General features: G+C 33.6%; 26 protein-coding genes and 1 pseudogene. 16 read left to right on the top strand and 11 right to left on the bottom strand.

Going from position 1 to position 25,386, the window contains the following annotated elements; translation table 11 throughout:
• Positions 1 to 5: 5 nt before the first annotated feature.
• The 11 genes from DWB61_RS03745 (at position 6) to DWB61_RS03700 (ending at position 8,183) form a co-directional block, all read left to right on the top strand.
• Positions 6 to 482, top strand: coding sequence for a hypothetical protein (locus DWB61_RS03745; RefSeq protein ID WP_125029551.1), 477 nt, complete (start codon positions 6 to 8; stop codon positions 480 to 482).
• A 67-nt stretch (positions 483 to 549) separates the two neighbouring features.
• Positions 550 to 1,149, top strand: coding sequence for a hypothetical protein (locus tag DWB61_RS03740; protein WP_125029550.1), 600 nt, complete (start codon positions 550 to 552; stop codon positions 1,147 to 1,149).
• A 2-nt stretch (positions 1,150 to 1,151) separates the two neighbouring features.
• Positions 1,152 to 1,472 carry a hypothetical protein gene (locus DWB61_RS03735; protein ID WP_125029549.1) on the top strand — a complete coding sequence of 107 codons (321 nt, stop codon included), beginning with the start codon at positions 1,152 to 1,154 and terminating at the stop codon, positions 1,470 to 1,472.
• 6 nt (positions 1,473 to 1,478) lie between these two features.
• The gene (locus DWB61_RS03730) at positions 1,479 to 1,829 is read left to right on the top strand and encodes a hypothetical protein (RefSeq protein ID WP_125029548.1); all 351 of its coding nucleotides are present in this window, start codon (positions 1,479 to 1,481) and stop codon (positions 1,827 to 1,829) included.
• Positions 1,822 to 1,998, top strand: a complete 177-nt coding sequence (locus DWB61_RS17645) for a hypothetical protein (RefSeq protein ID WP_156190198.1) — start codon at positions 1,822 to 1,824, stop codon at positions 1,996 to 1,998. The genes DWB61_RS03730 and DWB61_RS17645 overlap by 8 nt, the downstream gene beginning before the upstream one ends.
• On the top strand, positions 1,992 to 2,519 hold the full coding sequence (locus tag DWB61_RS03725; protein ID WP_125029547.1) for a hypothetical protein: 528 nt from the start codon (positions 1,992 to 1,994) through the stop codon (positions 2,517 to 2,519). Before DWB61_RS17645 ends, DWB61_RS03725 begins: the two co-directional genes overlap by 7 nt.
• Positions 2,520 to 2,523: 4 nt before the next feature.
• Positions 2,524 to 3,132 (top strand): glycoside hydrolase family 108 protein, encoded by a 609-nt coding sequence (locus DWB61_RS03720; protein WP_125029546.1) that lies wholly within the window; start codon positions 2,524 to 2,526, stop codon positions 3,130 to 3,132.
• A gap of 2 nt (positions 3,133 to 3,134) precedes the next feature.
• Entirely contained in the window at positions 3,135 to 3,440 is a 306-nt protein-coding gene (locus DWB61_RS03715; protein ID WP_125029545.1) for a hypothetical protein, read from the top strand.
• Positions 3,441 to 3,566: 126 nt separating this feature from the next.
• Positions 3,567 to 3,806: a hypothetical protein gene (locus DWB61_RS03710; protein WP_125029544.1), complete on the top strand. Its 240-nt coding sequence runs from the start codon at positions 3,567 to 3,569 to the stop codon at positions 3,804 to 3,806.
• Positions 3,807 to 3,811: 5 nt separating this feature from the next.
• Positions 3,812 to 5,632, top strand: a complete 1,821-nt coding sequence (locus DWB61_RS03705) for a zincin-like metallopeptidase domain-containing protein (protein ID WP_125029543.1) — start codon at positions 3,812 to 3,814, stop codon at positions 5,630 to 5,632.
• Positions 5,613 to 8,183: a hypothetical protein gene (locus tag DWB61_RS03700; RefSeq protein ID WP_125029542.1), complete on the top strand. Its 2,571-nt coding sequence runs from the start codon at positions 5,613 to 5,615 to the stop codon at positions 8,181 to 8,183. The genes DWB61_RS03705 and DWB61_RS03700 overlap by 20 nt, the downstream gene beginning before the upstream one ends.
• A 443-nt stretch (positions 8,184 to 8,626) precedes the next feature.
• On the opposite strand, the gene DWB61_RS03695 is transcribed toward DWB61_RS03700, so the two are convergent.
• The 8 genes from DWB61_RS03695 to DWB61_RS03665 form a co-directional block, all read right to left on the bottom strand.
• Complete coding sequence (locus DWB61_RS03695) at positions 8,627 to 9,247, bottom strand: recombinase family protein (RefSeq protein ID WP_125029541.1); 621 nt, start codon at positions 9,245 to 9,247, stop codon at positions 8,627 to 8,629.
• 109 nt (positions 9,248 to 9,356) lie between these two features.
• Entirely contained in the window at positions 9,357 to 9,548 is a 192-nt protein-coding gene (locus DWB61_RS03690; protein ID WP_125029540.1) for a hypothetical protein, read from the bottom strand.
• Position 9,549: 1 nt separating this feature from the next.
• Positions 9,550 to 9,759, bottom strand: coding sequence for a hypothetical protein (locus DWB61_RS03685; RefSeq protein WP_125029539.1), 210 nt, complete (start codon positions 9,757 to 9,759; stop codon positions 9,550 to 9,552).
• Entirely contained in the window at positions 9,759 to 11,147 is a 1,389-nt protein-coding gene (locus DWB61_RS03680) for a hypothetical protein (RefSeq protein WP_125029538.1), read from the bottom strand. Before DWB61_RS03680 ends, DWB61_RS03685 begins: the two co-directional genes overlap by 1 nt.
• A gap of 185 nt (positions 11,148 to 11,332) precedes the next feature.
• Positions 11,333 to 11,593, bottom strand: a complete 261-nt coding sequence (locus DWB61_RS03675) for an ASCH/PUA domain-containing protein (RefSeq protein ID WP_125029537.1) — start codon at positions 11,591 to 11,593, stop codon at positions 11,333 to 11,335.
• Between the two features lie 5 nt (positions 11,594 to 11,598).
• Complete coding sequence (locus DWB61_RS17640) at positions 11,599 to 11,766, bottom strand: hypothetical protein (RefSeq protein ID WP_156190197.1); 168 nt, start codon at positions 11,764 to 11,766, stop codon at positions 11,599 to 11,601.
• 174 nt (positions 11,767 to 11,940) lie between these two features.
• A complete protein-coding gene (locus DWB61_RS03670) occupies positions 11,941 to 12,258 on the bottom strand; it encodes a hypothetical protein (protein WP_125029536.1) in 318 nt (105 codons plus the stop codon).
• A 21-nt stretch (positions 12,259 to 12,279) separates the two neighbouring features.
• Complete coding sequence (locus DWB61_RS03665) at positions 12,280 to 12,480, bottom strand: hypothetical protein (RefSeq protein ID WP_125029535.1); 201 nt, start codon at positions 12,478 to 12,480, stop codon at positions 12,280 to 12,282.
• Between the two features lie 67 nt (positions 12,481 to 12,547).
• Between DWB61_RS03665 and DWB61_RS03660 the strand changes: the two genes are divergently transcribed.
• Positions 12,548 to 13,228: a S24 family peptidase gene (locus DWB61_RS03660; protein WP_125029534.1), complete on the top strand. Its 681-nt coding sequence runs from the start codon at positions 12,548 to 12,550 to the stop codon at positions 13,226 to 13,228.
• 95 nt (positions 13,229 to 13,323) lie between these two features.
• Positions 13,324 to 17,409 (top strand): NACHT domain-containing protein, encoded by a 4,086-nt coding sequence (locus DWB61_RS03655; protein ID WP_125029533.1) that lies wholly within the window; start codon positions 13,324 to 13,326, stop codon positions 17,407 to 17,409.
• Between the two features lie 247 nt (positions 17,410 to 17,656).
• Here the strand turns inward: DWB61_RS03655 and DWB61_RS03650 are convergent, their stop codons facing one another.
• Entirely contained in the window at positions 17,657 to 19,678 is a 2,022-nt protein-coding gene (locus DWB61_RS03650) for a cache domain-containing protein (RefSeq protein WP_125029532.1), read from the bottom strand.
• Between the two features lie 23 nt (positions 19,679 to 19,701).
• Positions 19,702 to 20,259: a hypothetical protein gene (locus DWB61_RS03645; protein WP_125029531.1), complete on the bottom strand. Its 558-nt coding sequence runs from the start codon at positions 20,257 to 20,259 to the stop codon at positions 19,702 to 19,704.
• A 195-nt stretch (positions 20,260 to 20,454) separates the two neighbouring features.
• On the opposite strand from DWB61_RS03645, the gene DWB61_RS03640 reads away from it, so the two are divergent.
• Positions 20,455 to 23,526, top strand: a complete 3,072-nt coding sequence (locus DWB61_RS03640) for a sensor histidine kinase (protein ID WP_125029530.1) — start codon at positions 20,455 to 20,457, stop codon at positions 23,524 to 23,526.
• Between the two features lie 6 nt (positions 23,527 to 23,532).
• Here DWB61_RS03640 and DWB61_RS03635 read toward each other — a convergent pair whose 3' ends face one another.
• Positions 23,533 to 24,354 carry an aminotransferase class IV gene (locus DWB61_RS03635; RefSeq protein ID WP_125029529.1) on the bottom strand — a complete coding sequence of 274 codons (822 nt, stop codon included), beginning with the start codon at positions 24,352 to 24,354 and terminating at the stop codon, positions 23,533 to 23,535.
• A 381-nt stretch (positions 24,355 to 24,735) separates the two neighbouring features.
• On the opposite strand from DWB61_RS03635, the pseudogene DWB61_RS03630 reads away from it, so the two are divergent.
• Both DWB61_RS03630 and DWB61_RS03625 read left to right on the top strand, forming a co-directional pair.
• A pseudogene (locus DWB61_RS03630) lies at positions 24,736 to 24,948 on the top strand (hypothetical protein); the annotation flags it as partial.
• Positions 24,949 to 25,032: 84 nt separating this feature from the next.
• Complete coding sequence (locus DWB61_RS03625) at positions 25,033 to 25,314, top strand: hypothetical protein (protein WP_125029527.1); 282 nt, start codon at positions 25,033 to 25,035, stop codon at positions 25,312 to 25,314.
• Positions 25,315 to 25,386 lie beyond the last annotated feature (72 nt).

Genomic DNA, 25,386 nt, shown 5'->3' with positions numbered 1-25,386 from the left:
GCAAAATGAGTAACAAAACAGATTTAGGAACAGTTGCCAAAGAGCTTGGGAAAACTGTTTTAGGTGTTGCAGCTGGTCGAATGATCGTAGTAGCAGGTGAAAAAGCCTTGAAGGTATCGGAAGAAACCGACCCAAAGAAAAAGAAAATGAAAGAAGTAGGTGTTGGACTTGGTGTTGCGGCAATTGGTACAGTTGGAGCCTTAAAACTTTCTGATCAGTACAAATCGATTGCGGCGGGTGTTGCGACTGCGGGTGTTATTTCGGCTGTTAGTCCTTTTGGGAAAGAAGATGCGGGCTTTATTCCTGTATTACGTGGCTCACTTGGTACGACGGCTTTAGATCTTGACGATCCTGAGCAAATCCAAGAGCTTAATGCCATCCAAGAAGCTTATGAAGAAAACGAATTTCAACGAGAGCTTAATACTATCGACAACAACGATATGTATGAAGATGCCGAAGAGCTTAACGGTGGTTTAAACTAGCCATATAATTAGTTCACAACTGAAAACAAGTCAATCAAAAATCACAATCCATAAAAAATAAAATAAGATGAATTTAGTAGATCAAATCAAATTACAAAGTGCAGTTTCTCAAATTGTATCACAAGACGAAAGAATGTCTTTTGAGGTGGATAGAAACACTCTAATTGAGAAGGATATTCTTTTCACTAGAATCGCTCTAGGGACAAAGACGGGTATTCAAGAACTTTTGAAGCCACAGGATAATGAAATGGACGGTGTTCGTAACATCTCAAATGCTAAGCTTGCAGGTGGTACTGCTTTCTTGGTAACTGGGATTGTTATTTCTCATGCAGGACACTCAGCCGTTATCAAAAACGAAGCTGACTTAGCAAAATTGACTTATTCAGGTGAATATGCTAAGGCTGATTCTTCTTTCTTCAACAATGAATTATCATTAAAAATTGGTGGTAAAGAGAAAGTCAAAGCGGCATTACGTCACATGATGCCACAAGAAGCAGGGGACGAAAAATTTGTTGATAGCGGTTATGCGGTATCTCCTTTCTTGATTCCTTCAAATCAAGTGATTTTACCTGCTTTAAATATTTATGCAAATCCAACAGCAGCGGATAAAGACACTGCTTTAGAAATTGCTTTGGTTGGTTACAGAATCACTGCTAACGGGAAATAATCTTGAGAAGATTTGTGTACCCCGTAAACCTTACATCTACAAGCTCCAGCGACAAAACAGAGTCGCTGAGCTTTGATGATTATAACAAGATTGTTTCAGTCGCTTGGGTTGGAAAATCAGAAAACAATCTTGATGTTGAGTTAAGAACTCACAACGGAAAAAAACCTATTGTTGACTTTGTCCCTATTGAGTTTTTAAAGCTTGGAAGTGACAGAACAGAGCTCGAATTAAACCACCCTATTGAAAACAACCAAATCAAAATCAAACTTTCTCATGGTGGTGGAGCCGTTAAAGGCTCTTTAGTATTCACTATGGAAAAATAAATTCAAATGAGATTATTTGAAGGCATCCAAAAAATAATTGAAACAGGCACGCGCTTACGGGTTAGCGTGCCTGTTTCAAAATCAATCATACTCAGCAATAAAACAACAGGTAACATTTTGATTTATCCTGATATGTCAAGTAAGATTGGTTTCCCTCTTAAGCCTAAAGAAGATTTAGAAATTGACTACATCGACAAGGAAGCAACCTTTCATGTTGAGCTAGAAGCGGATTTGATTAAAGATGAAGAAGGCTTTTATATCATTTCCCAAACAGATCTGACAGAAAGAACTAAGGAGGGACAAAGAGTAATTAACACTGTAGTTGTAAACAACCAAAACACCGAAAAAAATGGCTAAAAACGATGATAAAAAAACCTTTACACCAGAAGGGAAAACGGAGCTTTTAAACTCTTTTGGCGAAGGCTTAAACGATAAATCTATGCGTATTCTGGAATATTTCAAGAACAGCGGAAAGGACTTGAATAAGGTTCTGGAAAAAGCATATAAATTCCGTAAAGCATGTTAGGAGTAATACCAGCGCAAGCAGCTGTCCTTGTTGCTAAAAAAGGAGCTGAGAAATACAAAGACCTAGATCCTAATAGTAAAAAGGCTGTGAATATTGGCGGTTTACTATTGGTAGGGCTCACTGTTTTTGCAGGTTACAAGATGATCAATAACATGGGCAACATGTTTTCCTTCATTACAGGTCAGAAAAGTAGAGAGGAAGCCGAAAAGAAAGAAGCCGCTTTTAAATCTCAGGCTAAAGATGACATGTTAAGAATCGGTCAAACACCTACCCTCTCAGATACCAGAGCAAAAGCGATTGCACAGGCTTTACTTGATGCTTTTGAGTACCCTGGCACATATGAAAAACAAGTTTATTATAATCTAAAAACTCTAAAAAACAAAGCTGATTATGCTTTAGTAAGCATAAAATACGGCATGCCAAGAGGTAGAGCCTTAAGTGCTGAATTATATAACGAAATGTCTTCTAGTGAAATGATAATCACAAGACAAATCCTAGAAAAAATCGACGTCAAAATTTAATCTCATGGCAGAATTCAAACCTAGTTTTCAGATCATTCATAAGATGGAGGGCGGTTATTCTAACAACCCTCTGGACAATGGTAAAGAAACCTATTGCGGTATTTCCCGCAGGTATCATCCTGATTGGGGCGGATGGGCTTTTATTGACAGAATGAAAGCAAAGGGAGCCATTAAAAACAATACGTTTTTTGCATCCTTAAATCCTCTTGTTGAAGGTTTCTACATCAAAGAGTTTTGGAATAAAATGTTTCTTTCTTTTTTCAGTCAAGACCTAGCCAATCAGCTTTTAGATTTTGCGGTTAACTCTGGGAAAGGTCGAGCCGTAAAAACACTACAGGCTATTATGAATCGTTTCGGCTTCCGCCTTAAGGTTGATGGTGTTTTAGGTAAGAACACGGCAAATGCGGTACGTAGCTTTGACAACTCAAAGCTTGCTGAATTGCTTTTCAATGAAAGAGAAAAATTCATTGCAATACTTTCACAGCAACAACCCGCCTTTGCTCAGGCTTGGCGCAATCGCTTAAACTATCTAAGGGGCTATATTTCTTCACCCGCTGTTTTGTTTCCATTGGCACTTGTTGCGGTTACAATTATTGCATTAAAATCATTGTAATTATGGCAACAACAGCAGAAATAAAAGGCTTATTCTCTAAAGAACATGTTGTGCTTGTATTGCTAATTTGCGGCTCTTATTGGTTCAATTACAATGCCTATAACACAAGTCAAACGGTCTTGTTACAACAGGCAGAAATACAGGCAGACATTAAGATTCTAACCTTTCAGATAAATAACAAAAATGAAAAAAAGTTGGCTCTCACAAATTCTTTCAGACAGGAACGGCAAAGCGAGTATCAAACGACTGTTAATGTTGATTCTAGTTTGTTTTGTGATGCTTCTAATCGCTACAAAAGCAGATATTGAATACATCAAACAGGTTGTTATACTCACAGGGACAGTCACAACATTCGTAGGGGTCGAGCAGTTTTCAAGCTCCACCCCTACTACTAATCATGATAATTTTAACACTCCAATTTTATAACAAGAGATATGTGGCATAAACTAACATTATTTGGAAAAGTGTTGCTATTCACAACAGGTTTAGGTCTGGGAATGGCAATAGGTTTTAAAGCGGGTAAACAAACTATCCCCGCCCAACAAACAACCATCGAGATAAAGGATATCAAAACCAAAAAAGGCGGGACTATCAACCTCGATACAAAAACCAAGCAAGATCAGGAAAACAAAACCCCTGAGAAAAAAGGATTTTTCAAACGAATATTTGGGTAAAAACAATGATTGGATATATACAGCAAACTAAAAAGGAGAAACAACCAAGCAAAAAAAGCCCAGAAAAAACAACTAAACCCCGAGGAATCAAACACAGCGTTTTAAGAACAAGTGAGATTCTAAAGGGTTTATTTGTTTCTAGTCTGGACGGTTGGAAAGAAGATAAAGAGAAATTTAAAACAGAATTGATTAACGACATTAAATCCTTTCTATTTGAAAAATGGGAAAAGCCTTGGAAAGCGGGTTTAATATTTGATGAAGATGGAAAAGTCTTAAGCGGTTTTAGAAATATCTCAGGACGTTTGTATAAGAATAGTACAAACATTCTTTCTATGGAGAGAAACAGCAGCAAAAGCCCCTATTTTATCACAATATCAGCTTTGAGAAGTCAAGGCGGTAAGCTCATTGATAAATTAAAGGTTATTTCTGTGCTTTCCTATATTCCCATGTTTAAGGATAGAGAGAACAAGACATCTGGAAAACCTGATTGGATGCTCCCAAAATTGCACCTAGCGGTTAATGTAGACTATTGCGAAGGCATTAAGAAACCCGTGATTAAAGAGGTTGCATTTATCAATCATGAGCTAAACGAGTATGTTGAGAACTTCCTACAACAGTTGATCTGTAAAAAGCGAGTTCCTAAAATCTACCATGACCAAGCCGATCAATGCCATTATAAACACACGAGTTTCTCTTACGATAAGGAATCGATTCATATGGTTGACTTTAAACAGTTTCATCAAATCGATAGTTATTACTCTGTTCTTTTTCATGAGATCACCCACAGCACTAAAAACCCGAAACGCTTGGGACGTGGTAAATTTGGAACAACAAAAACACTTAAGTATGCCAACGAGGAACTTGTGGCCGAAATGGGTGCTATGATTATCTGTACTGAATTAGGCTTGAAATATAACAGACAAAACGGCCTTGTTTATTTAAAAGGTTGGCTAAAAAGTACAACGGGCGATATCGATGAAAACCTATTAGAAGCTTATGGCTTTGCTTGCGATGCAGCCGAATATCTTCTAAAGGATATCGATTTATCGAAACTTGTTCCTAAATCTATGCAAGATAGAGCCAAAGAAAGTGAGCCCGAAACTCAAAAAGAAAGCTCACCTGAAAAGAAAAAAGAACCTGGTACCTCCAAGGTAAAAAAAGCCGATCCGATTAAAAAGGAACAACTCTCTTTATTTGGTTTAGGCAATACAAAAGCAATCTCTTTAGACAATTGGAAACCTAACACACATATCATCCCTCTTAAAACTGATTTAGGCAAGTTCATTGGTGGTTATGAAAGAAACCGTTTTGCAATGGTACTCCGTGGTGAGAAAGGTGCAGGTAAAACACGTTTACTCTCTCAGGCAATTAATCTGTTTGCCACCCAAGGCTTGAAATGTCTTTTCAAATCGCTTGAGGTTTCGCCTGAGTCGGAGCTTTTCGGTTCTTATACAAATTACATCGAATCTAAAAATAAGAATCATGTTTTTGTTGATGCTGATACAAGCTTGGAAACTTTAGAAAAGCAGTGCAAAATCTATGATTGTATTGCAATTGATTCTTGGGGAAAGCTTAGCGGTGTCGATCAAGGCGACTTTGGCCGATTAGTGGAAAAGTACCCTAAGGTGATTTGGCTTGTGATTTTCCAGAGTACAACAAGCGGAACCGCTCGGGGTGGGATTATGTCAGAGTATGACAGTTCACTAGTGGTTCAAGTGGCAAAGGGCGGGAATGCTGTATGTGAAAAGAACCGCTACAACTCCTGTGATTTAACCTATAACGTATTTACAAAAAAGCTTATCAAAGATGAGAATATCAAAAAATAACGATGATGAAGGCTTAAAGACCTTCAACAATATAGCCCTAAGAGATGAAGCCTCTGAAACCTTTAACGATGGGGATCTAATCAAAGTTATAGACGCATCGAACGACCCAAATATTAAAAGCGGTTGGGCTATTTATCGCTATCAAATTAGCTCGAAAAGCTATGATTTGATTGAGAAGGAAGAACAAGAGACAATTGAAATATTTGTTCCTGATGGAAGAACAACAACCGAAGGATTCAAAAATACTGATGGAAACAATAAAATTCTAGTTCCTGACTTATGGGATATCTATAAGCCTGATGTTAAATTATTAGAGGATTTTGATTATGATATCGTAGTCAAATATTGGGGTGGGAAAAATAAATTAGTTCTCACACCCAAGGGGCTTGGTGATAAACAATTTATTACTATTCCCGTGGAAACAGCAGAGGGCAAAAAGTTTCTTTATTTGTCCGAATTGGACTTGACAAACGGTGGTTTTAATGGTGGGGTAACAAATGTTCATTGGTATGTAAGCGGCTTTTTGAGAGATACAGACCAAGATACAGACACTTTTATGAGTTATGGGTTCGACAAAGAAGGTCGATGCCCTGAGTTTAGCAAGCTTTATGGCGGTTCAGATAATCAGCTCCCTTTGTTTATTGTTCGTGCTGAATTGGGAGAAATAAACGGGTTTAATACTTTTGGCAATATCCATTCTTTTAAGCTTTGGAAAAAGCATGTAACAACACCCGCAGCACCAGCCGAAGAAGTAAAGCCAACCGCATTGGACAATAAAACTATTGTTCTTAACTCAAATGATAAACTAGTAGCTTTTCACAATTTGAATCACGGGGCGGGCTTTGAGTTTCCTAGCAATATTCATCTAAACGTAGACACTAAAACAGATCCCAATTATTTATTTTTGGATTGGTTAAATGTTACTAATGGCGTAGACGTTTTTAAGTACCAAGGAATTGAACACCCTTTAGGACTGCGAAAACACACCTATTCACTTGATTATCTTAAGCAACAATGTGACACTTTAGGTTTTACTTTTTATGCCAGATTAGCCCCTCATTTGGGCTGGGTTTATTGGGGTTCTGATTGTCAATTCATGAGCGAAATCCCAAACTTAAACACCTATGTGAAAAGCACAAAAGAGTATCTTCCAATTGCTATTATTAAGCTTGTTTTTAATCCTGATTACACACTCAATTTATCTGAAACTCAGGTAAGCCATATTTACAAAAACGGGCTTTTAATAGAGGGTGCGCCAAACATGCCCGAATTAGATTTAGGTGTAATTGGTGCGGCTGATATTTCAAGCAGAGACAAACTGAGAGGGGGGCTTTATAACGGGCAACTTGTTAAAGTTTTAAATGCAGCACAAGACCCGCTAATAAAAACGGGTTGGGCTTCTTATCGCTATATCAAAGAATCAAATTCTTTTGAATTGGTAGGCCAAGAGCATATTGACCCCGCTTCAAAAGCCTATTCAACCATCGCAGATAGAGACACATTAAAAGCGGCCTGTTTTGATGGTGAATTGGTAAAAGTGATTGATGCAAGCAGCGACCCTGCTATAAGTAGTGGTTGGGCTTTTTATAGGTTTCGAGGACACAATAAGAGCTTTGAACTTGTTAGTAAGGAAAAGCACGAAGCGGCAGCGGCAGCAGTTCCAAGCTTGCAAGAAGTAACCGACAAAGGCTATCGAACAACAAATAGAGTTGTTATTCGTCGTGATGGTGTGAACTCTTACGGACATACCATTGAAGATGAAACCGGGAGTGCAAAACATTCTCAAAACATTCTAGACTATGCGGGACATTATGAGCTTGCAGGTAAAGACAAAAGTATAGGTATAAGCTTGAACGGTGAAGGTGTCGCCGACTTTAAAAAGAGCGTTTCAACCGCAGCCCTGAAAGTTAAAACAGGTGCAGCAGCGGGAAAAATTGCTATATGTAAAGATGCAGCGGGTAATGTTATTTGGGGTGAAATAGCAGCACCCAAAGCAGACTTAAACACAATTGAATATTTGGGTTATGGCATAGAGCCACCAGAAGCAAGGGAGCTTGTAAACTTATCTAATGCGAAAGGCTGTAAACCTGAGTATATGATTTTGAAAGATTTTGATTTTGATATCGAAGTTGCTGGAAAAACTGTAACTCTTAAACCAAGGGGGCTTGGTGGTGCTGCAAGGCTTATAGAATTAACGGGGCTAAAAGGTGCAACCATGTATCAAAAGAAATTTATGCAAGTTGATGAAGTTGCCTACACTTTTAAAACGGAATTGGATTACCCTCAGTTTTTTAAGTCAACTTCACAGATCCTTTTAAGTGATAGCACGCCTACCTCTGGAATGGGTGCAGGTAACAATTTTTTAAATACCTGGACTTGTCCTCATATCGAGGTTAAGGATAATGATAGTTTTTGTGTTCTGGCTGTTAAGGTAAACCCACCCGCTGACGGGGCAAACTTGAAAACAAGTGATATTACAATTTATAAGATCTGGAAAAATCACTTAGCCCCATTTGATGAGCTAATGGATTACAGGATAGCAAACCCATAAATACAAGGAAAGGAAGTTTTATAAGCTTCCTTTTTTTATTCTTCTTTTTTCTCTGGTTCCCACTCATCAGAATTTCCAGAACCCGAAACAAGGTTTTTTATTATCAAGACATCTATGTGCATGAGATTACATTTTTTTGATCGATTGTATTCTTTTTAGAGTGTGCCGTTAAAAAAATATAGCAATCACTAGCAAAACACCTCGTTTTGCTATATTCATCGCGACACCCTAAAATAAATACAGCGTTTGTGGTTTTTCATTACCTTTTTAATAATCGAAATGCAGAAATAAAAAATCTCAGTTCTTTTTCAGAATAATTTTTGTTTTTAAAAAATCTCAAGATTTCAAGAAACCTTGAAAACATTTTTAAACCATCATCTTTATAATGAAATCTAATTAAGAGGAGCCAGTATTTTGTAATTGGTGTAACTTTCATTTTATATTTAGTGTTTTGTATTTTTTATAAATGTTTTCACTCGCTGAACGGTGCTTTTAGATTTTTTCACAAGAGCTACAATTTTCATTATCGATTTTCCATCTTCTAATAATTCGATAATATCTGCATGTTGTTCTAAAAATTGCTCAGTTGTCATTTTTCCTTTCCCTGCATGTTCTTGATAAATGCCTTTTGCTTTTGCAACTGCAATACCTTGCCTTTGGGCTTCTCGATTACTTTCATATTCCATTTCTGCAAGAGAAGCCAGAATTGAGGTTATTAAATCAAATATGAAATTGGCTTTACCGTTTACGATGCTTACAAGGCTATATCTTAAAATCTCTATTGTACAACCTTGTTTTTTCAAAGTTTGTATCGTTGTTAGAATATCAAGCGCATTCCTACCTAATCGACTTACATCTTCAACAATTACATAGTTTATCTCTTTATTGGCTACATCTCTTAAAAGCCTTGCCCCTTGCTTTCGTTCACCAAAGGCAATACGACCACTTATTTTTTCGACATAGCCTTTGCCCTGTATTATCTGTTCTTGCCTTTCTGTGTTCTGCTCTTCGGTTGATGCCCTAACGTATGTTGCTTTCTTGACGTTTGTATTTTCTTCGCTCATTGGGTTTATTTTTAAAGTGGGGTCAGAATCGATTTACCTTGTATTAACCTGGTCCAATATCCATTTTTGTTTAAGGTTCAGTTTAGACTATACCTTACTTTTGAACCTTTCACCATTTTTTATTAATTCCTGTTATGCCTTCATGAATGTGCTTGACTTCATTTTCAAAAAGGAGAGATTTATCTTTAATGTGCTTCATAAATTCAGGCTTTAAACATTTTTCCATTCGACGGGTTAATGTTGACGGATGGATATCCAACTCCGCTGCAAGTTCTTTTTTACTCATTGTTCTATATTCCATCTTAAACCTTTTCTAATAGTTCTATAAAATTGTTGTTGATTGTTCGCCCTAACTTGATTCGTTTTTCTTTCCAGAGCTTTCTTAAGACCTCTTTTATGATTTGGGTTATTTCGGCCTTAAATTCATTGTCGAGAACAAAATCAGGGCTTTGGCCTGCTATCCTCTTTTTATTGGTTAACCCTTCCAATACGTCTAATACAATTTGTTCCATTATTCGGGCTTTGGGTGTTTATTGGGTTTATCTGTTTTCTTATCAAATTCGTTTAGAAAGAATCGAGCCTGTGAACCATGGTAATATTTTCTTTTACCGTTTATTGTTACGATTATAGAGGTCTTTCGGGTCTTCACTCCTTTGGTCTTTTTTCTATTGGGGTTGGTGGTTCTTGTTAGGCTTAGCTTGTCTCCAATCTTCTCGATGAGTTTTATTATTTCTTTTTCCTTGTCGCTCTTCTTTTTCTTTCGGGTTTCTGAAACCTTCAGGTTATAGGCCTTGTCTCTGCATTTTCTTTGATCGTTACAATATTTGGAATCTGTTTTTTGTCCTGTTATTTCCTTTCCACATATCAAACAGTATTTTTTCTTTTTCTTTCCCTCCCTTTGGTCGTGTAAATCGCACCCTACTATACGTTGTGCATTCGTTACACTTTTTTTTGCGTTATCTGATTTATTCCAATTATTCAAGCTTTCAAACTCGGTGTATTCGTAACAGTTTTTATTGCGTGTAAAAGCTTGCAGCTCCAATGAAATAAGATCTTTGAGAATGTTTTTTATATTTCTTTTTGCGTAGAGGGTTACAAGCTTTTCAAGTAGTAATTTATTGCGATGTCTATCAATTCGGCTCCTTTCGTCCTTAATCCACCAATCAGGATTACGAAGGTCTTTAAACTTGCTTTTGTACTTAGTGGGAATTTTACGAGTCGTTTTAATTTGCTCCCATTCAAAAAAGATTGTTTCATCGATAGGTTTTAAGTATTTGTCGACAATCAATTTGCTGAGCTTTTCTTTATCTAATAGGTCAGAAAGGGTTCTTAAGCCGTAATTTTCAACGGCTCTCATGCGGGTGAACTTTGTTTCAATTCTCAATAATTCAGCATTTTGAATGTCTGACTGAATTGACTTGTCGTAAAACTTATATTTTGCGTTTGTGGTTTTAAAAACATAGCCATAACCTAGCTTTTCATGTATTTCCATGTCGGAACGCTTAGCCCCTTTACAATAAAGAATACTTTCAAGAAAGGTTTTATTATCAATTTTGCAGGTGGTTGTATCTAGGTTTAGACCTATTTCAAAGCTTCTTAAGATTGCTGTTTCTGGATTGATTCCGAAAGCTAATAAATCGTTTACGGCAATTGTAAAGTTTTCAAAGGTGAATCTATCAGCATTATGAGAACCATTATTAAAAAATCGATGTATTGAGCCTTTTACTCTTGCTATACCTTTAGGCTCGATAACAAAAGACAATCCATTAAAATAGGCTCTTTTACTCCCTAGTGCTATGTTAGAATCGCACTCTTTTAAAACCTGAAATTTAAGTTCTGGCCTATTCTCCCAAAGCCTACAATCAAACCCCACTAATTCTATGTTAATCCCGTCTATCAATGTTTGTAGTTGTGAAAATATGGTGAGTTAATTGTCTTAAAATATCGGTGTATGCGTTACAGAAAGACGTGCGTTTTTCTTTGCTTTGGGAAGCAATTTTAAAAAAAACAGGCTTTTAAAAACCTGTGTATTCGTTACCTTTTCATTTGCGTGTTTTATCCTAAATCACATATACAATAAGGGATTCAAAGCTTTTCTAAGAGTTCATTTTGTAAGCCTAAAATGACATAGCTTTTTTCAACTCCAAAGCTTCCACCCTTTAGAACATAGCTTACTTTTCGGGCGCATGAATCACCTGTAAATTCTTTTTTATCTGGGCAGTATTCTAGTAAATGCAAAGTATCACCTATTTTAAAATCACGATCATTTTTGCGGACTTCAAAAGGCTTGGTTCCAAGTAGTACCTCCACGAAATATTCTGGGTATATCTTTAATTTATGAGTCATGAAGGTTATTTTGTTTTTATAACAGCAAATAGAACCGCCGTTAACATTAGAATTAAAACAGCTGTCAAAACATCGGTTATCATGATGGCTCGAATAAATACGATTAAGGACACAAAGCCTATTGCTGTGATTAGATTAGGATGAGCTCCTATTTTCTTAATAGTTCGTGTCATGCTTTAACTTGTTTAGGAGTAACACAAAGCGATTGCAAAAAAAGATAAATCGCTAAAGAAATAAGATGCCAATAAGCACCAGATAAAACCGCTATTAATGTTCCTAGTGCCATGACTAGAAATAGGATTCTTAAAGCTTTTTTCATTGGGTCTGTGGTTAAAGGGGAAGGGATTTTAGTTTTGTGGATTATATGTTTCGTTATAGTATTTGGTAAAAACCTCTCTACTCATTACCCAGTCTCGACCATCTTTAGTCATAGGTATTGGGTTAAATTCGTCAACCAAGCGACGATTAAAGGTGGAGCGACTCCAACCAAGAATTTTACACACAACGGGTGAACTTACCATGCGACTCGTACCACATAATTGGTCAAGTTGATAATCTAATGTATTGGCCTCAATTTTTTCTTTTAGTTCTCTAAACTCACTAATCAAAGCCGATAGGTCAACGCGGCGAACCTGCACAAACTCTTCTTGTAATTCTAAACTCATATCTTATAGTTATTGTGGAGGTTACTTTATACGTTTAACTTCTACGATGTTACCTGTGGTTCGCTTTGAGAATTTTTTACCCTCTTCTATGGTTAGGTTGCTTGCTGTTACGCTTATAGATCGATATTGCGATTTGGGATAATTTTCAGTGTCGCCCACTGCCATTGCTCTCATAATTGGAGCTAATGCACGTTTTGTTAACTCTATTTCCGTATTTTTCATATCTTTGAGATTATTGATTGATTATTGACACAAATATAACGACAAAATTTCATCACTTCAAAGCTGTATGGATAAAATTTTAGCACCTATAAAAGGAAGAATACTAGAGTTTGCTGAGGAACAACAAATTACAAAGAAACTATTCTTTGAAAAACTTAATGTTTCTGCTTCAAACTTTCGAAGTCAAAGTTTAAAAAGTGAAGTCGGCAGTGATGTTTTAGCTAAAATTTCATCAACATTCCCTAATATTAATCTTGTATGGTTATTAACTGGAAAGGGCGAAATGTTGTTAAGTGGCGAAGAAAAAGTCATTAACGAATTAACCCCTTGTGTAAGTCCTGAATCTGGATTAGGAGTACCCTATTACGATGTTGATTTTTCTGGTGGTTTTAATGCAATCTTTAATAATCAAACCTTACTTCCTGATCACAACATAGTTTTTGCTCCTTTCAAAGATGCTCAGCTATGGTGTAATGTAACAGGGAATTCTATGGCTGAAAAAATAAACCATGGGGATATAATAGCTCTTAAGGAATTAACTAATTGGGAAGAAAATGTTCTTTTTGGTGAGATTTATGCGGTTGTTACGGATCATATACGGACAATTAAAATCATCAGAAAATCAAATAATGAGGACAACTATAGACTTGTTCCTATCAATACAAATGAATTTGACGAGAATGAAGTGCAAAAATCTTCAATTCTAAATGTTTTCACAGTCCTTGGGGCAATTAAGAAGTTCTTTTAAGAAAAACAAAATAACTAACATTTATAAAAATTCGTTATTCATCAAATTTTGAGCTGCTTATACATCAAATAATATACCAAACGATTAACTAACTCATGGCAAAAACAGAATTTCATGTATTTAAGAGAAATACAGACGCAATTGCAACTAATAGGGGCTTTTATTATCAATATTTAGTAACAATTAAACTTTGGTTAGTTAATTATATTGAAGGTAAAGACAATAATATATATTGTGAACTAGAAGATGATATTTTCGAACACAATCCTAAAACAAACACATACGCATTACATCAAGTAAAATGCTATGCAGAAGGATTTGGATTAAATAGCCCTGAAATAAAATCCTCACTACTTAATTTCTTCTATTTATTCCTAAAATATAAAGAAAATGGGAATTGTTTATTTCATTTCGAAACCAACGCTTTTTTTAGACCCAAAGCTGGAAAATCCCTAAAGAAATGGTATAATAATCAACAAAAAGGAAATTTTTCTCCAGATGAATTTATTGATGAAACAAGAAAAATATTAAATGAATTCTCAAATAGTAATCTGAATAAATATCTAGCTAGAGAAACAGATCATATAAAAATTGAACAAGCGAAAAAAAAAGTTTCTGATTTTTCACAAGAACTTCTTAATTCAGATTTTACAGATTTTTTAAAAGCATTGCGATGGGAATTTTCAGGAGAAAATGATACTGAAAAAGCGGTATTGAAACTACTCAAAGAGATAAGAGATATCCTTTCATCAGAAGAATTAAAATGCAATGAAGAAATTTCGGAGAACCTACTATTGGGTTATATTCTAAACACAGTAATAGAAAAATCAACTACAAAAGATAAATCCAAACGACTACTAACTAATAACCTACTACAAACTATATTAAATTCAGTTGATATAGAAGATAAACTTTCAGAAAAGCTTCGCCCCGAAATAATTACTCTCATGAATAATGACTTTCATATACTAAATGAAGTAAATGTTATTCATAAAAAGGTAGACATACTAAACGACACAGTTAATCAAATTAATCAAATTATTACTACAAAAGGTGATAGCAAGCAATCATTAATTTCAAACCTAACTTCTGATGTCAAAAATTGGTTTACAACAATAGGCTACAGTTTTGAAGGTTTTGAATCTATAAAGGATAATCAATCTGAATTTATAATAAACATACCTAATAGAAGAGGCTATGACAGAATATTAATTTTATGCGTTGCTGAACCAATAGATATAACACATTTCGAAAAATTAAGACAAGACCTTGAAAAGCAAAAATGTGATGAAGGTTGGGCAATAACATTTAAGAGAATTGATAAATCGGTGCGCAAAAAAGCTGGAAATTGTGAACATAAAAACATATTCTGCTATACCATTGATGAACTCTTAGATGAAAGTATAAATTTTACTGGATACTTTGATTGGCTAGAAGATGAAGTTAAATCAACAAAAATTGATACTAATTTCATTCCTCTATATTGTAAAAAAGAAGTTTTTGATAATGAAAAAAAGCTTAAACTTGATACAAATGAATATCCAATTGATAAATACATCGATCAATGGATAGATGATCCAGCAAAAAAACACATTTCAGTATTAGGTGAATTTGGTACAGGGAAAACATGGTTTACCATTCATTATGCTTGGAAAAAACTTCAACAGTATAAGTCAGCTAAGCACAAAGGAATAAACCGTCCAAGAATCCCTATTGTCATTCCATTACGTGATTTTGCAAAAGCAGTTAACATTGAAAGTGTATTCTCTGAATTCTTTTTTAAAAAGTATGATAGTCCAATACCAACCTATAATGCTTTTGTAGAACTAAATAAAATGGGTAAACTATTACTTATTTTTGATGGTTTCGATGAAATGGCGGACAAAGTTGACACACAAAAAATGATTAATAACTTTTGGGAATTAGCAAGAACAATAACTGAAAATTCAAAAGTAATTCTAACATGTAGAAACGAACACTTCCCAGAGGCTAAAAAGGGTCGGGAATTATTAAATGCAGAGTTAAATGCTTCCACCCAACACCTAATTGCAGAGACACCGCAATTTGAAGTATTAGAATTATTAAAGTTCAATGAAAAACAGATAAAAAAACTTTTAAGCTTTTACACGAACTCAAAGACGATTAAAAAGATAATGAAAAATAAAGCTTTACTTGAATTAGCAAGTAGACCTATTATGACCGAATTAATTTTAGAATCGTTAAAAGATATTGAAGAAGGAAAGGCAATTGATATTTCAAGAGTATATCTATACGCAATTAAACAAAAGTTCACTAAAGATATAAAAGAAGAGAGGACATTTACGTCAATTCCTGATAAACTTTATTTTATGTGTGAGCTTGCTTGGGAAATGCTATCAACCGATAAAATGAGTATAAACTATAGATTATTTCCTGATCGTATTAGAGAATTATTTAACGAGTCGGTTAAAGAACAAAAGGATATCGATCATTGGCAATATGATATGATGGGACAAACCATGCTCATTAGGAATGATGAAGGAGATTACAAACCTGCTCATCGCTCATTTTTAGAATTCTTTGTAGCTTATAAGTTCGCAGCAGAGTTAGGCATTTTGGATGATGATTTCACAAAACTTGCGAGGAATACATCAAGTAATGAAAAGAATCAAATTTCAAATACTTTAAAATGGTCTGAATATTTCAAAAAATCAAACGCAAACCCATTAAGCAATTTCAAAAAAATTGAATTATGTGAACTTAAAGAAACATTTGGCAAAAAACTGATCTCCAAGGCGTTACTAGACTTAGTTAAAAATATGATTTCGATTAATAGTGTACAAACAAATCAGAAATTAAACGATATTATTACTGAATGTAAAAATAAGAAATTTTCAGAAATAGGTTATATTGCTACGAATATTATAATAATGTTAGTTGAAAATAATGCAGATTATTTCGCTGATAAAGATCTATCAAACCTAAACATACCCGATTTCAATATCCCCCAGAAAGAACATGATTCTAGTTGGAATGTCGATGATTATAAATATGGAATATTTAAAGGCACCAAATTTAGTAATTCAGATTTATCACGTGGAAATTTTGGTTCTCCATACTCTTATAACAATAAAATAACATCTAATCATATAGAAGCAGACTTCTCTAACTCTAACCTTACTGATTTTAATTTTCATAAATTACATATCAAATGTATTGATATAAGCAATGGCGTGATAGCTCTAGGCTCTCCACACGGGATAACAATCCTAGATCAAACTAATATGTCTGTTATAAGACGAATAAATGCTGATGGATGGCACGTTAAATTTTCTCCCAATGGTAAATATTTTGCACATTCAAGTTTTGGATATCTCTGCATACGCGATGCAGAGAATTTTGAATTAATAATAAACCATAAACTTTCAGAACAAATTAATCCAAAAGCTCAAGAAGATGGGAGGAATTTTTGGACTGGTGAATTTATTTTCTCAAATGACAGTAAAATAATCCACTTAGGATGCAATAATGCAATTGTCTACTCTTATGACATTGAAAAAAAGGAAGAGATTAATTCATTAATGACTTTTGAAGGAGCATATGGTATATCTCTTTCACATGATGAGAATTATTTATCTTGTTCAGAGTTTAATGCTTATAGCATCTGGGATTTAAGAAATAATAACCGAATTAAACATGAATACATTACAAAAAAGAATAATTTAGATAAACATAAAGTCAAATTTCATCCACAAAACAACATCTTTATTGTTACTAACAAAAATCGAATTCGATTCTACGATATCCTAAAATCAGAATTTACTTTTGAAAAGGAAGTTACAGGTATTAGAAATTTTTGCTTTTCAAAAGATGGTAAAATCATTTACGCTCAAAGTTCTTCTGAGGTCTATAAAATTGACTTTGAGAAGAAAGAGATTATAAAAACTTATCACATTGAATTATTAAAAATTAAGGGTGATAGAGTTCAAGAAAGAATAATGAATATCTATTTAAATGAGGACGAGTTGAATTTATATATAATAACAGAACATCAAATCGCATTATTTAATTTTGATAATGAAATTATAATAGACACCTACCAATTAATGCCTGATCAGACTGGAACGATTTTTTCAGGTTCAAAAGGATTCGATAGACAATTTGCAATCCAACTTAAAAGAAATGGAGCTATTATTGATTAGAACAAAATGACATTTAAGCAGAATTTTAAAGTTGTGATATACTAGCAAACAGTTTGATTTATCAAATTTGCAGTACCCACACAATACCTACAACTACACATAGCCTAATTTTACTGCCATAGTGGTAATACTGGCTGGATCACAAAAAGAGAATAAAACATAGGTTTTATTCTCTTTTTTTGTTTTTATAAAGTGACAAAAAAAATCCTCCTCAAAATAGTGAGAAGGATATCATGTGCATGATGGTCTAATTCTGAAAATTACTTTGATCTAAAGGAATCTTAAAGTAAAAAATACTACCCATACCAGCCTCAGATTCTAACCAAATTTCACCGTTTAGGTGTTGAACAATTTGTCTAGCGATACTTAAACCGATTCCTGTTCCACCATACCTTCTTGTGTAACTTTCCTCACCTTGTCTGAATCGATCAAAAATATAGGCTTGCTTTTCAACAGGAATGCCAATACCTGTATCTTTTACCCAAAACAACATCGCATTCTTCTCATGTTTATAATCCACTTCAATCTGTCCTTCATTTGTAAATTTCAATGCATTATCAATTAAATAATTCAGAATCTGCTTGAGTCTTACCGCATCAAAATAAATATGTGTTTGCTCCAGTCTAAGTGGATCTGGAAAAATAAGAGCTAACTCCGACTTCCCATTATTATTTCTAATCTGCTCAAACTTATCTATCAGTTCTATAAATATATTCTTTAGATTAAAGTTTGAATAGCTAATTTTAACCCGTCCAGACTCTAATATTGAGAAATCGATGATATCATTAATTAATGCTAACAGAGAATTGCTATTATTCACGATATGACCAATAAACTCATTTCTGAAATCAGAACTAAGTCCATCTTGCTGTAGGAGCTGAGAGAAGCCAACAATAGCATTCATTGGCGTTCTAATCTCATGAGTCATGTTCGAAAGGAATGCGGATTTAAGTTTGTCAGATTTCTCAGCAAGTTCTCGAGCTTGCACAAGCTCGTTTTCCTTTTTAACTCTGGTATCTATCATCACATTAACGGTAGAAGCCATATTCTTAAAATCAGAAAAATTAAGTCTCTCAATATCAATTTTCACAGATTCTGTCGATGCCATTTTAAAGAACTCATTGAACGAATCAATACTCTTATTCATTTTCGATGACAATAGTCTGGTAGCGAGAAAAAGCATTACAAAAGTCAAAACAATTACTAGAATAACTCTCAGGCTATAGTTAACTAGTCTATTATATAGCTCAAGCTTTCTTAAAGCGATCTCATCCTCAAGGCTATCTGTATGAAAACCAGACCCTAAAATCCAATTCCATTCGGGAACATCAAAAAGGTAAGTCACCTTTTCTCCTTTAGCTAAATTATAGCTTATAAATCGCTCTTTCTTTTCCCCTATGGCAAACAAAATTTTCCTTGATATTTCAATATGATCGTCTTCGAAAGTTCTATAATTTCGACCTATATACTTATCATTTTTGTGCAGAAGACATGTTCCATTTTTAGAATAAATGAAGAAGTAATTATCTTCATCTACCTTCATATTTTTAATCCTCTCTATACAATCAGCTTGAATCGACTCTAAAAAATCATCAGCATAAGCAAAACTCCCCAAGTACCAATTAAGTGGTTTAAATTTCTTGATATATGATATCTTTGTATAGGCATTAAACTTATTAGGTTTACTTTTTAATCCCTTATACTTCACAAAACACTCATCAGCCTCTCTCAATTGATTCAGTTCATTCATTACCAACTGATTCTGATTGATATCCTTATAATTAAGCAACGATTTGCCTTCCCATTTTGGATTTCTAGGGTAGAGAACCCCAACACCATCGAGCGTATTTATAAAAATATATCTCTTATGGGAGTTAAATTTAAAAGCAGAAACCGCTTCTTTTATTCGCTGTTTTATAGCTTCTTTTGATAAAGTATTCTTGTTTTTGTTATAGATATATAAAGCAATCTCATAAGCCTGATCAACATTGGTCTTTAGATTCTCTCGAATGAGTTCTTCAGATTGGTTTTCTTTATACTCAATATAGTCAATACACTTCTTAGTATTCTGAATCAATCTTGACTTATGCTCCTCAATATATCTATCTCTAAGAGAGTTCGATTCATTATTGAATTTTGAATACTCATTATAAATCCATATGGACCCTACAATAATAAGAATAAGGCTGGATAGCGAAGAAAAAAGAAGAAGATAAGCTCTACCAATACTTATATTCTGAAAATGTCTGAAAAGTTTAAATTGTTTCAAGGCATTAAATTTTAGATCGATGATTAACGGAAGTTATCAATTATAAATTTGAATATGGGGTTAAAAAGATCGAAATTCCTTTTAAGTTCTTCAAGTACGAGATCATCAATTGGATTTATTAAATCTTGTTTTATACTCGAATAATGATTCAAAACTGGTAGTTGATACCTTTTAACATTCAAATTTAATATAAAATGAGGTATTTTTCGATATTCTGCATGTATTGTAAACTGATTTTCTTTAATACAATCATTATCAAGTAGAAAATTATAGATATCGATAAAATGAACTGAAGAATGACCTAAAAAACTACGAAGTTCAAATTTTTGAACCAATGGTATTTCATAAAACAAAGCCAGTTCTCTCTTAACCAAAGGCAAATACTCAACAATAATCCTATTCTGATTAATATTAACATGATCGAACTCAAAAGACCATTTTAAATCGTGATAAGCCTTGAGTTCCTTTTTTATGGCATAAATAAGTTTTATTCGAGGAAGAACCGTTAAAGTGAAATTGATATTAGAAGCAAAAGACGCTTCTGCTTGAGCTATATTTTCAGTATTTAATTCAGCTTTCATATTTTTAATATTTAAACAAACATCCAAAACTAAACAATATCAGTTTAAACAACACACTTTCAATGTTATTTCCACAAAAAAAAACAGCCCAAAATCAAAAATTTAACAGGCTTGTAATTCATACAATATAACCAGAAATAAAATTTGACAAACTTGACAGTTAAATTATTAAAGCATATTTATTATTATTGTAGAATGCTTAGAAAAATTTTAACCAAACATATAAGTGTCATTTTATTGATACTGCTTAGCACCTATATATCAGGAGCATCAAGCCGTTTTCAATCTACATTTACACTTAACGACGGTTTACCTAGTGATAATATACATCAAATCTTTTGCGATTCGCGTAATATTGTTTGGATAGCTACAGATGCTGGTTTTTTTGAATTTGACGGAGGAAAAATAATTATCCGTAAGGAATTACAAGAACTATATGGTGAAAGAATCCTATCAATTTGCGAAGATAGTGATACAAATCTTTGGCTAACAGTTGCCAATCTAGGTCTTTGTTATTATGATGGATACACAATTAGAATTTATAGTCATGAAGACTTAGGCCTAAAAAATGGTATTCAAACGGTTTATTTCAATAAAATGCTAAATAAACTTCTACTTGGAACAAAGGAAGGTGTTTATAAAGTCTCTATTGCTAATAAAGAGAAACTTGAATTAACACCACTGGAAACCAATAATACAATAAACATTACAGGCTTCGTTAATAATAACAATAAGCTACTCGCTATTTCAGATAAATTTCAAAAGATTTTTGAATGCAATTTTATAAAAAACCAACTGGATTTTTTAAAAAGAGACGACTACCTTCCAATAATTGCCTTCAATCAATTTAACACTTCTCAACTTAAAAATGATCTTGCTCTTAATAATGAAGCATTTAAAATTCGAAATCACGAGGATGGTGAAATTGAATGTGAAATCATTCAGGTTAGTCAGGCTAAAGATGAAAAATTCTATCTGGTACGGTATTTTATAGCAGGTATCGAACACCGAAGAGTATTGAGAGTCTTTGATAACCAAATTGAGGACTTCTCTACTTCAAATAATATTGAGGATGTTTTTGTACAATCAATTTTCGTAAATAAGGGTGAAAATAATATTTGGCTGGGAACCAGAAATAGGGGTATATTACATTTCCAGAATTCAATGTTTCAATACTTTGATGCATCCTATTTTCATTTGGAAGATTTAACTATCGTAGATATTGAGACTGATAAGAATGGCTATATCTATATTGCAACCAATAATGAAATTATCTATTTTAAAGAAAATAAAGTTCAGAAACGAATTCCAACTTCAAAACTATGCACCATTATTAAAGGCTATAAAACAGCAGTTTGCGAACAAAAAATTCATATCTATGATATATTAAATAATGGCGACTCTAAACTATGGTTGGCAACGAATATGGGATTTTATACTCTCAATTTGAAAAATGACGAAATAAATTTTCTGGGCATAAGTCCAGCCGAGAATTTCGAATTCACTGATAATAATGAGCTTTGTTGCATATGGAACAATGAATTTATTGTTTTTTCAGGGGAGAACTATCAACATCAAATCTTTAGCCATATAATAACAGAATCTACTGAAATTGAAGTAAGTAAAATTACATCGAACAAAAACGAAATTTGGTTCTCTACGAAACAAGTCGGGCTATTCAGATATGAATCAAATCGAATTGAACAATTTACGAAAGAGAACTCTAAGATTCATAATATCATCAATGACTTTCTGATACTACCAGATGGTAATATGATTGCTGGTGGCAATAATGGCCGTATTTATAGATTAAGGTATAAAGATAATGAGCTTCATACTTTAGGTGTCATCGACCAAAGCCTAGGACTTACAGGAACTTCAATTCAAGGCTTTCAGTATATAGACGATGGTTATTTATGGTGTGGAACAAACGAAGGTGTTTATCGTTTCGATTACCAATTCTGGTTATCTGATTCTACAATTCGATATCGCTTTTGGGATCAAAAAAAGGGATATTACGATCGAAGTGGTAAGAATTCAATAGCTGATAATGATCAAAATATTTGGGTAAAAACTAATACTCAGCTGCTTAAGATTTCAAACTCGATGGTTGATCAGCTCGAAGAAAACACCTGCTCTCTAAGCCTTAAAAACTTACAGATTTACAATAAAGATTGGCTACGTGAACCATCAAAAGTTTGCCACTGGACCAATAAAATTATTGGTCCTTTAAACCTGTCACACGATCAGAATTACCTAACATTCTCTTATGGTTTTCAAAATTGCTTAAATTCAGGCGAGAATGAATATCGTTATCAATTAAAAGGCTTTGATAAAGAATGGTCTGATTGGAGCTCAAATACTCAAGCGGTTTATTCCAACCTTCCTTGTGGAGATTTCATCCTCAGTATTCAGGGAAAACATCTAAATAAAGCACATACCGTTCCTTTCTCAATCCATGTATCTATAGCTTACCCATGGTGGAATAAGCCTTGGTTTTACGCTCTTATATTTGCCGCTTTAGTGGGGCTTATAATTGCAGGTATGCGAGTTTACGCCCATAAGATTCGAAAAGAAGAAGAAAAAAGAAATGAGATAAACATGAGTATTTTAGGACTCAAAATGAAAACGCTTCAAAATCAATTGGACCCACATTTCATCTTCAATGCACTTAACTCGATTCAAGGGTATATTCTTGAACAAGAAACTGAAAACGCACTGGATTATCTATCTGATTTCTCTACGGTTCTCCGTAAAAACATTAATAATGCAGATAAAGATTACATTAGCCTTTCAGACGAAATTGCCTATTTAAAGCACTATGTGAAGCTAGAGCAAATGCGATTCATGAATCATTTTATTTTTGAAATCGCATTAAGCAAAGAAATAAACGCCTACAATTATCACATACCTCCTATGTTGATACAGCCATTTATTGAAAGTGCCATTCGATTTGGTTTATCAACCTGTAAGGGAGATGGTTTAATACTTATCAATTTTGATTTAGAAGACAGTCAATATATTCGATGTACGATTGAGGACAATGGCATCGGTCGTTCAAAATCGAAAGAATTTGACGCTGAAAGTCGTAAGTCATCTCACGAAAAGACCATGAAAATTATTCAAGAAAGAATTTCCTTACTGAATAAAATGAATAATAATCTACTCAAATACGATTATAAGGTTTTCGATTTATACGATGAAACTCAAAATGCTGTAGGAACCAAAGTTGAAATAGGCTTGCCTTTCCAAAAAGTAGATAATTAGATTCTCCTATGTTTGTTGCTGTATATAATCAGCCAACTCACCTCGATATGATTTTAAAAGGAACTTAAGTAAATGATGATTGACATCAAAAGATAAGGCATTGATATTTCGAATGGGAAGTATTTGTGGTGAAGTTCCGGTCAAAAATGCGGAATCGTATTTAGAAAGGCTAGAGAATGTAATTGTTTCTTTTAAAACAGGTACCCCCACTCTTTCACATATCTCAATTATTTTAGCACGTACAATACCATTCAGCACTTGATTATCAGGGGCTGTTACGAGCATATTGTCTTTAATAAAAAATAGATTAGACCGACTACCTTCGGTGATATTACCCCGATTATCCATTAAAATCACTTCAAAAACATCAGGACTTTCTATTACTGTATTGGTGTAAGTACGAAGCTTATGATTATATACTTTAGCATTAGGATTACGACGTTCAGCATTATATACTATTGTGCTGACACCCTCTTGATATTCTTGCTTAGTCGGGTATGTATGATGTACGAAATAGCAGTAAAAATTGCGATTGTTCTCATGAATATTAAATACAATTTTGATATTTCCTTCTTCAACCCCATTCGAACATATGAGAAGCTTAATTTTTTCAACAAGTTCAATGTAATTCAACCATACAAATTGTCCCACCTTCTTAGATGAACTTTCCAAACGAGTCAGATGTTCTTTTAGAAATACGGGTTTCGAATTAACAACCCGGATCACTTCATAAAGAGATAATCCATTTCGGAAAAACTCATCTTTGAATTTATGAGTATCTCTAAGCTTACTATTGTGTATATATTTATATTGAGAACATTCATTCATATTATTCAGGTTTTATACACAAATTAAGCCTTTTTTAAGGATTTATTCCTTAAAATAAGTTTCAAATTTTAATTGCTCTAAAAATTCTTCTTTTTTTAATTTAGAACCGATTGTAGGAGATTATCATTAAATTTCACTAAAAATTAGCGTAATTATCCAAGAGCAAAAACTTAGTCAAATATAACTTGACTAGTCCTAAATAAAGCACTATGGATTTTATTAAATGGACTCCTTACCTAAGCTTAGATCATCCTATTATTGACGAACAACATCAGAAACTCTTTGATATACTGAACCTTTAAATTAAAAATATAGATGTGAACCAAGAGTTTATATAAAAAAACGTTATTCGATTTAAAGACATAGAGTGAATTACATTTTTCTAAAGAAGAAGCTATATTGGCTAACAGAAAACATCCTAATTTGGAAGATCGCAAATTTGAACATCGTTTCTTTATTCGTAGGATTACTCGTTTTTCTAAAGAAGTTTTAGATGAAAATAAGGAATTATCCGAAAAAATATTGGAATTCCTTGCTGACTGGATTAAACACCACACTTTTGAAGAAGATCAAGATTATAAGAAATACTTATAATTTGGTGTATATTTGTAAACAATTGCCCAATAGCTTAATTTCTAAGCTCAGGCTTATCCTAGTAATAAAACTAAATTTTAAAATATGGCCAGTAGAAGAAACTTTAAAAAAGATGTGAATTTCTTAACCAACGAAATCTTCATGCGAAGTATTATTCATTTAGAATTCTTTGGAAAAAGAAATTCAGATGAAGTTTACAACATAATGAATGAGGCAGCTGATGCTCGCAATAACTATATTGCACGTATCAATCAAAAAGTAGATAAGAAGGCCGACATTAAATCTCATTTTAAATTGATTTACGATGATTTGCTAAAATCAACTCATGAACTTCTTGAGAAAATTGATAATTTGGATATCGACTAAAACTCAATTTCAAACATTTACAAATGCAAAGGCTGCTAGCCTTTGCATTTTTTTATGCGAACACAACAACAA

The sequence above is a fragment of the Ancylomarina euxina genome (assembly GCF_003863355.1).
Taxonomy (GTDB): Bacteria; Bacteroidota; Bacteroidia; order Bacteroidales; family Marinifilaceae; genus Ancylomarina; species Ancylomarina euxinus.
This window is presented reverse-complemented; position numbering and strand designations above follow the sequence as displayed.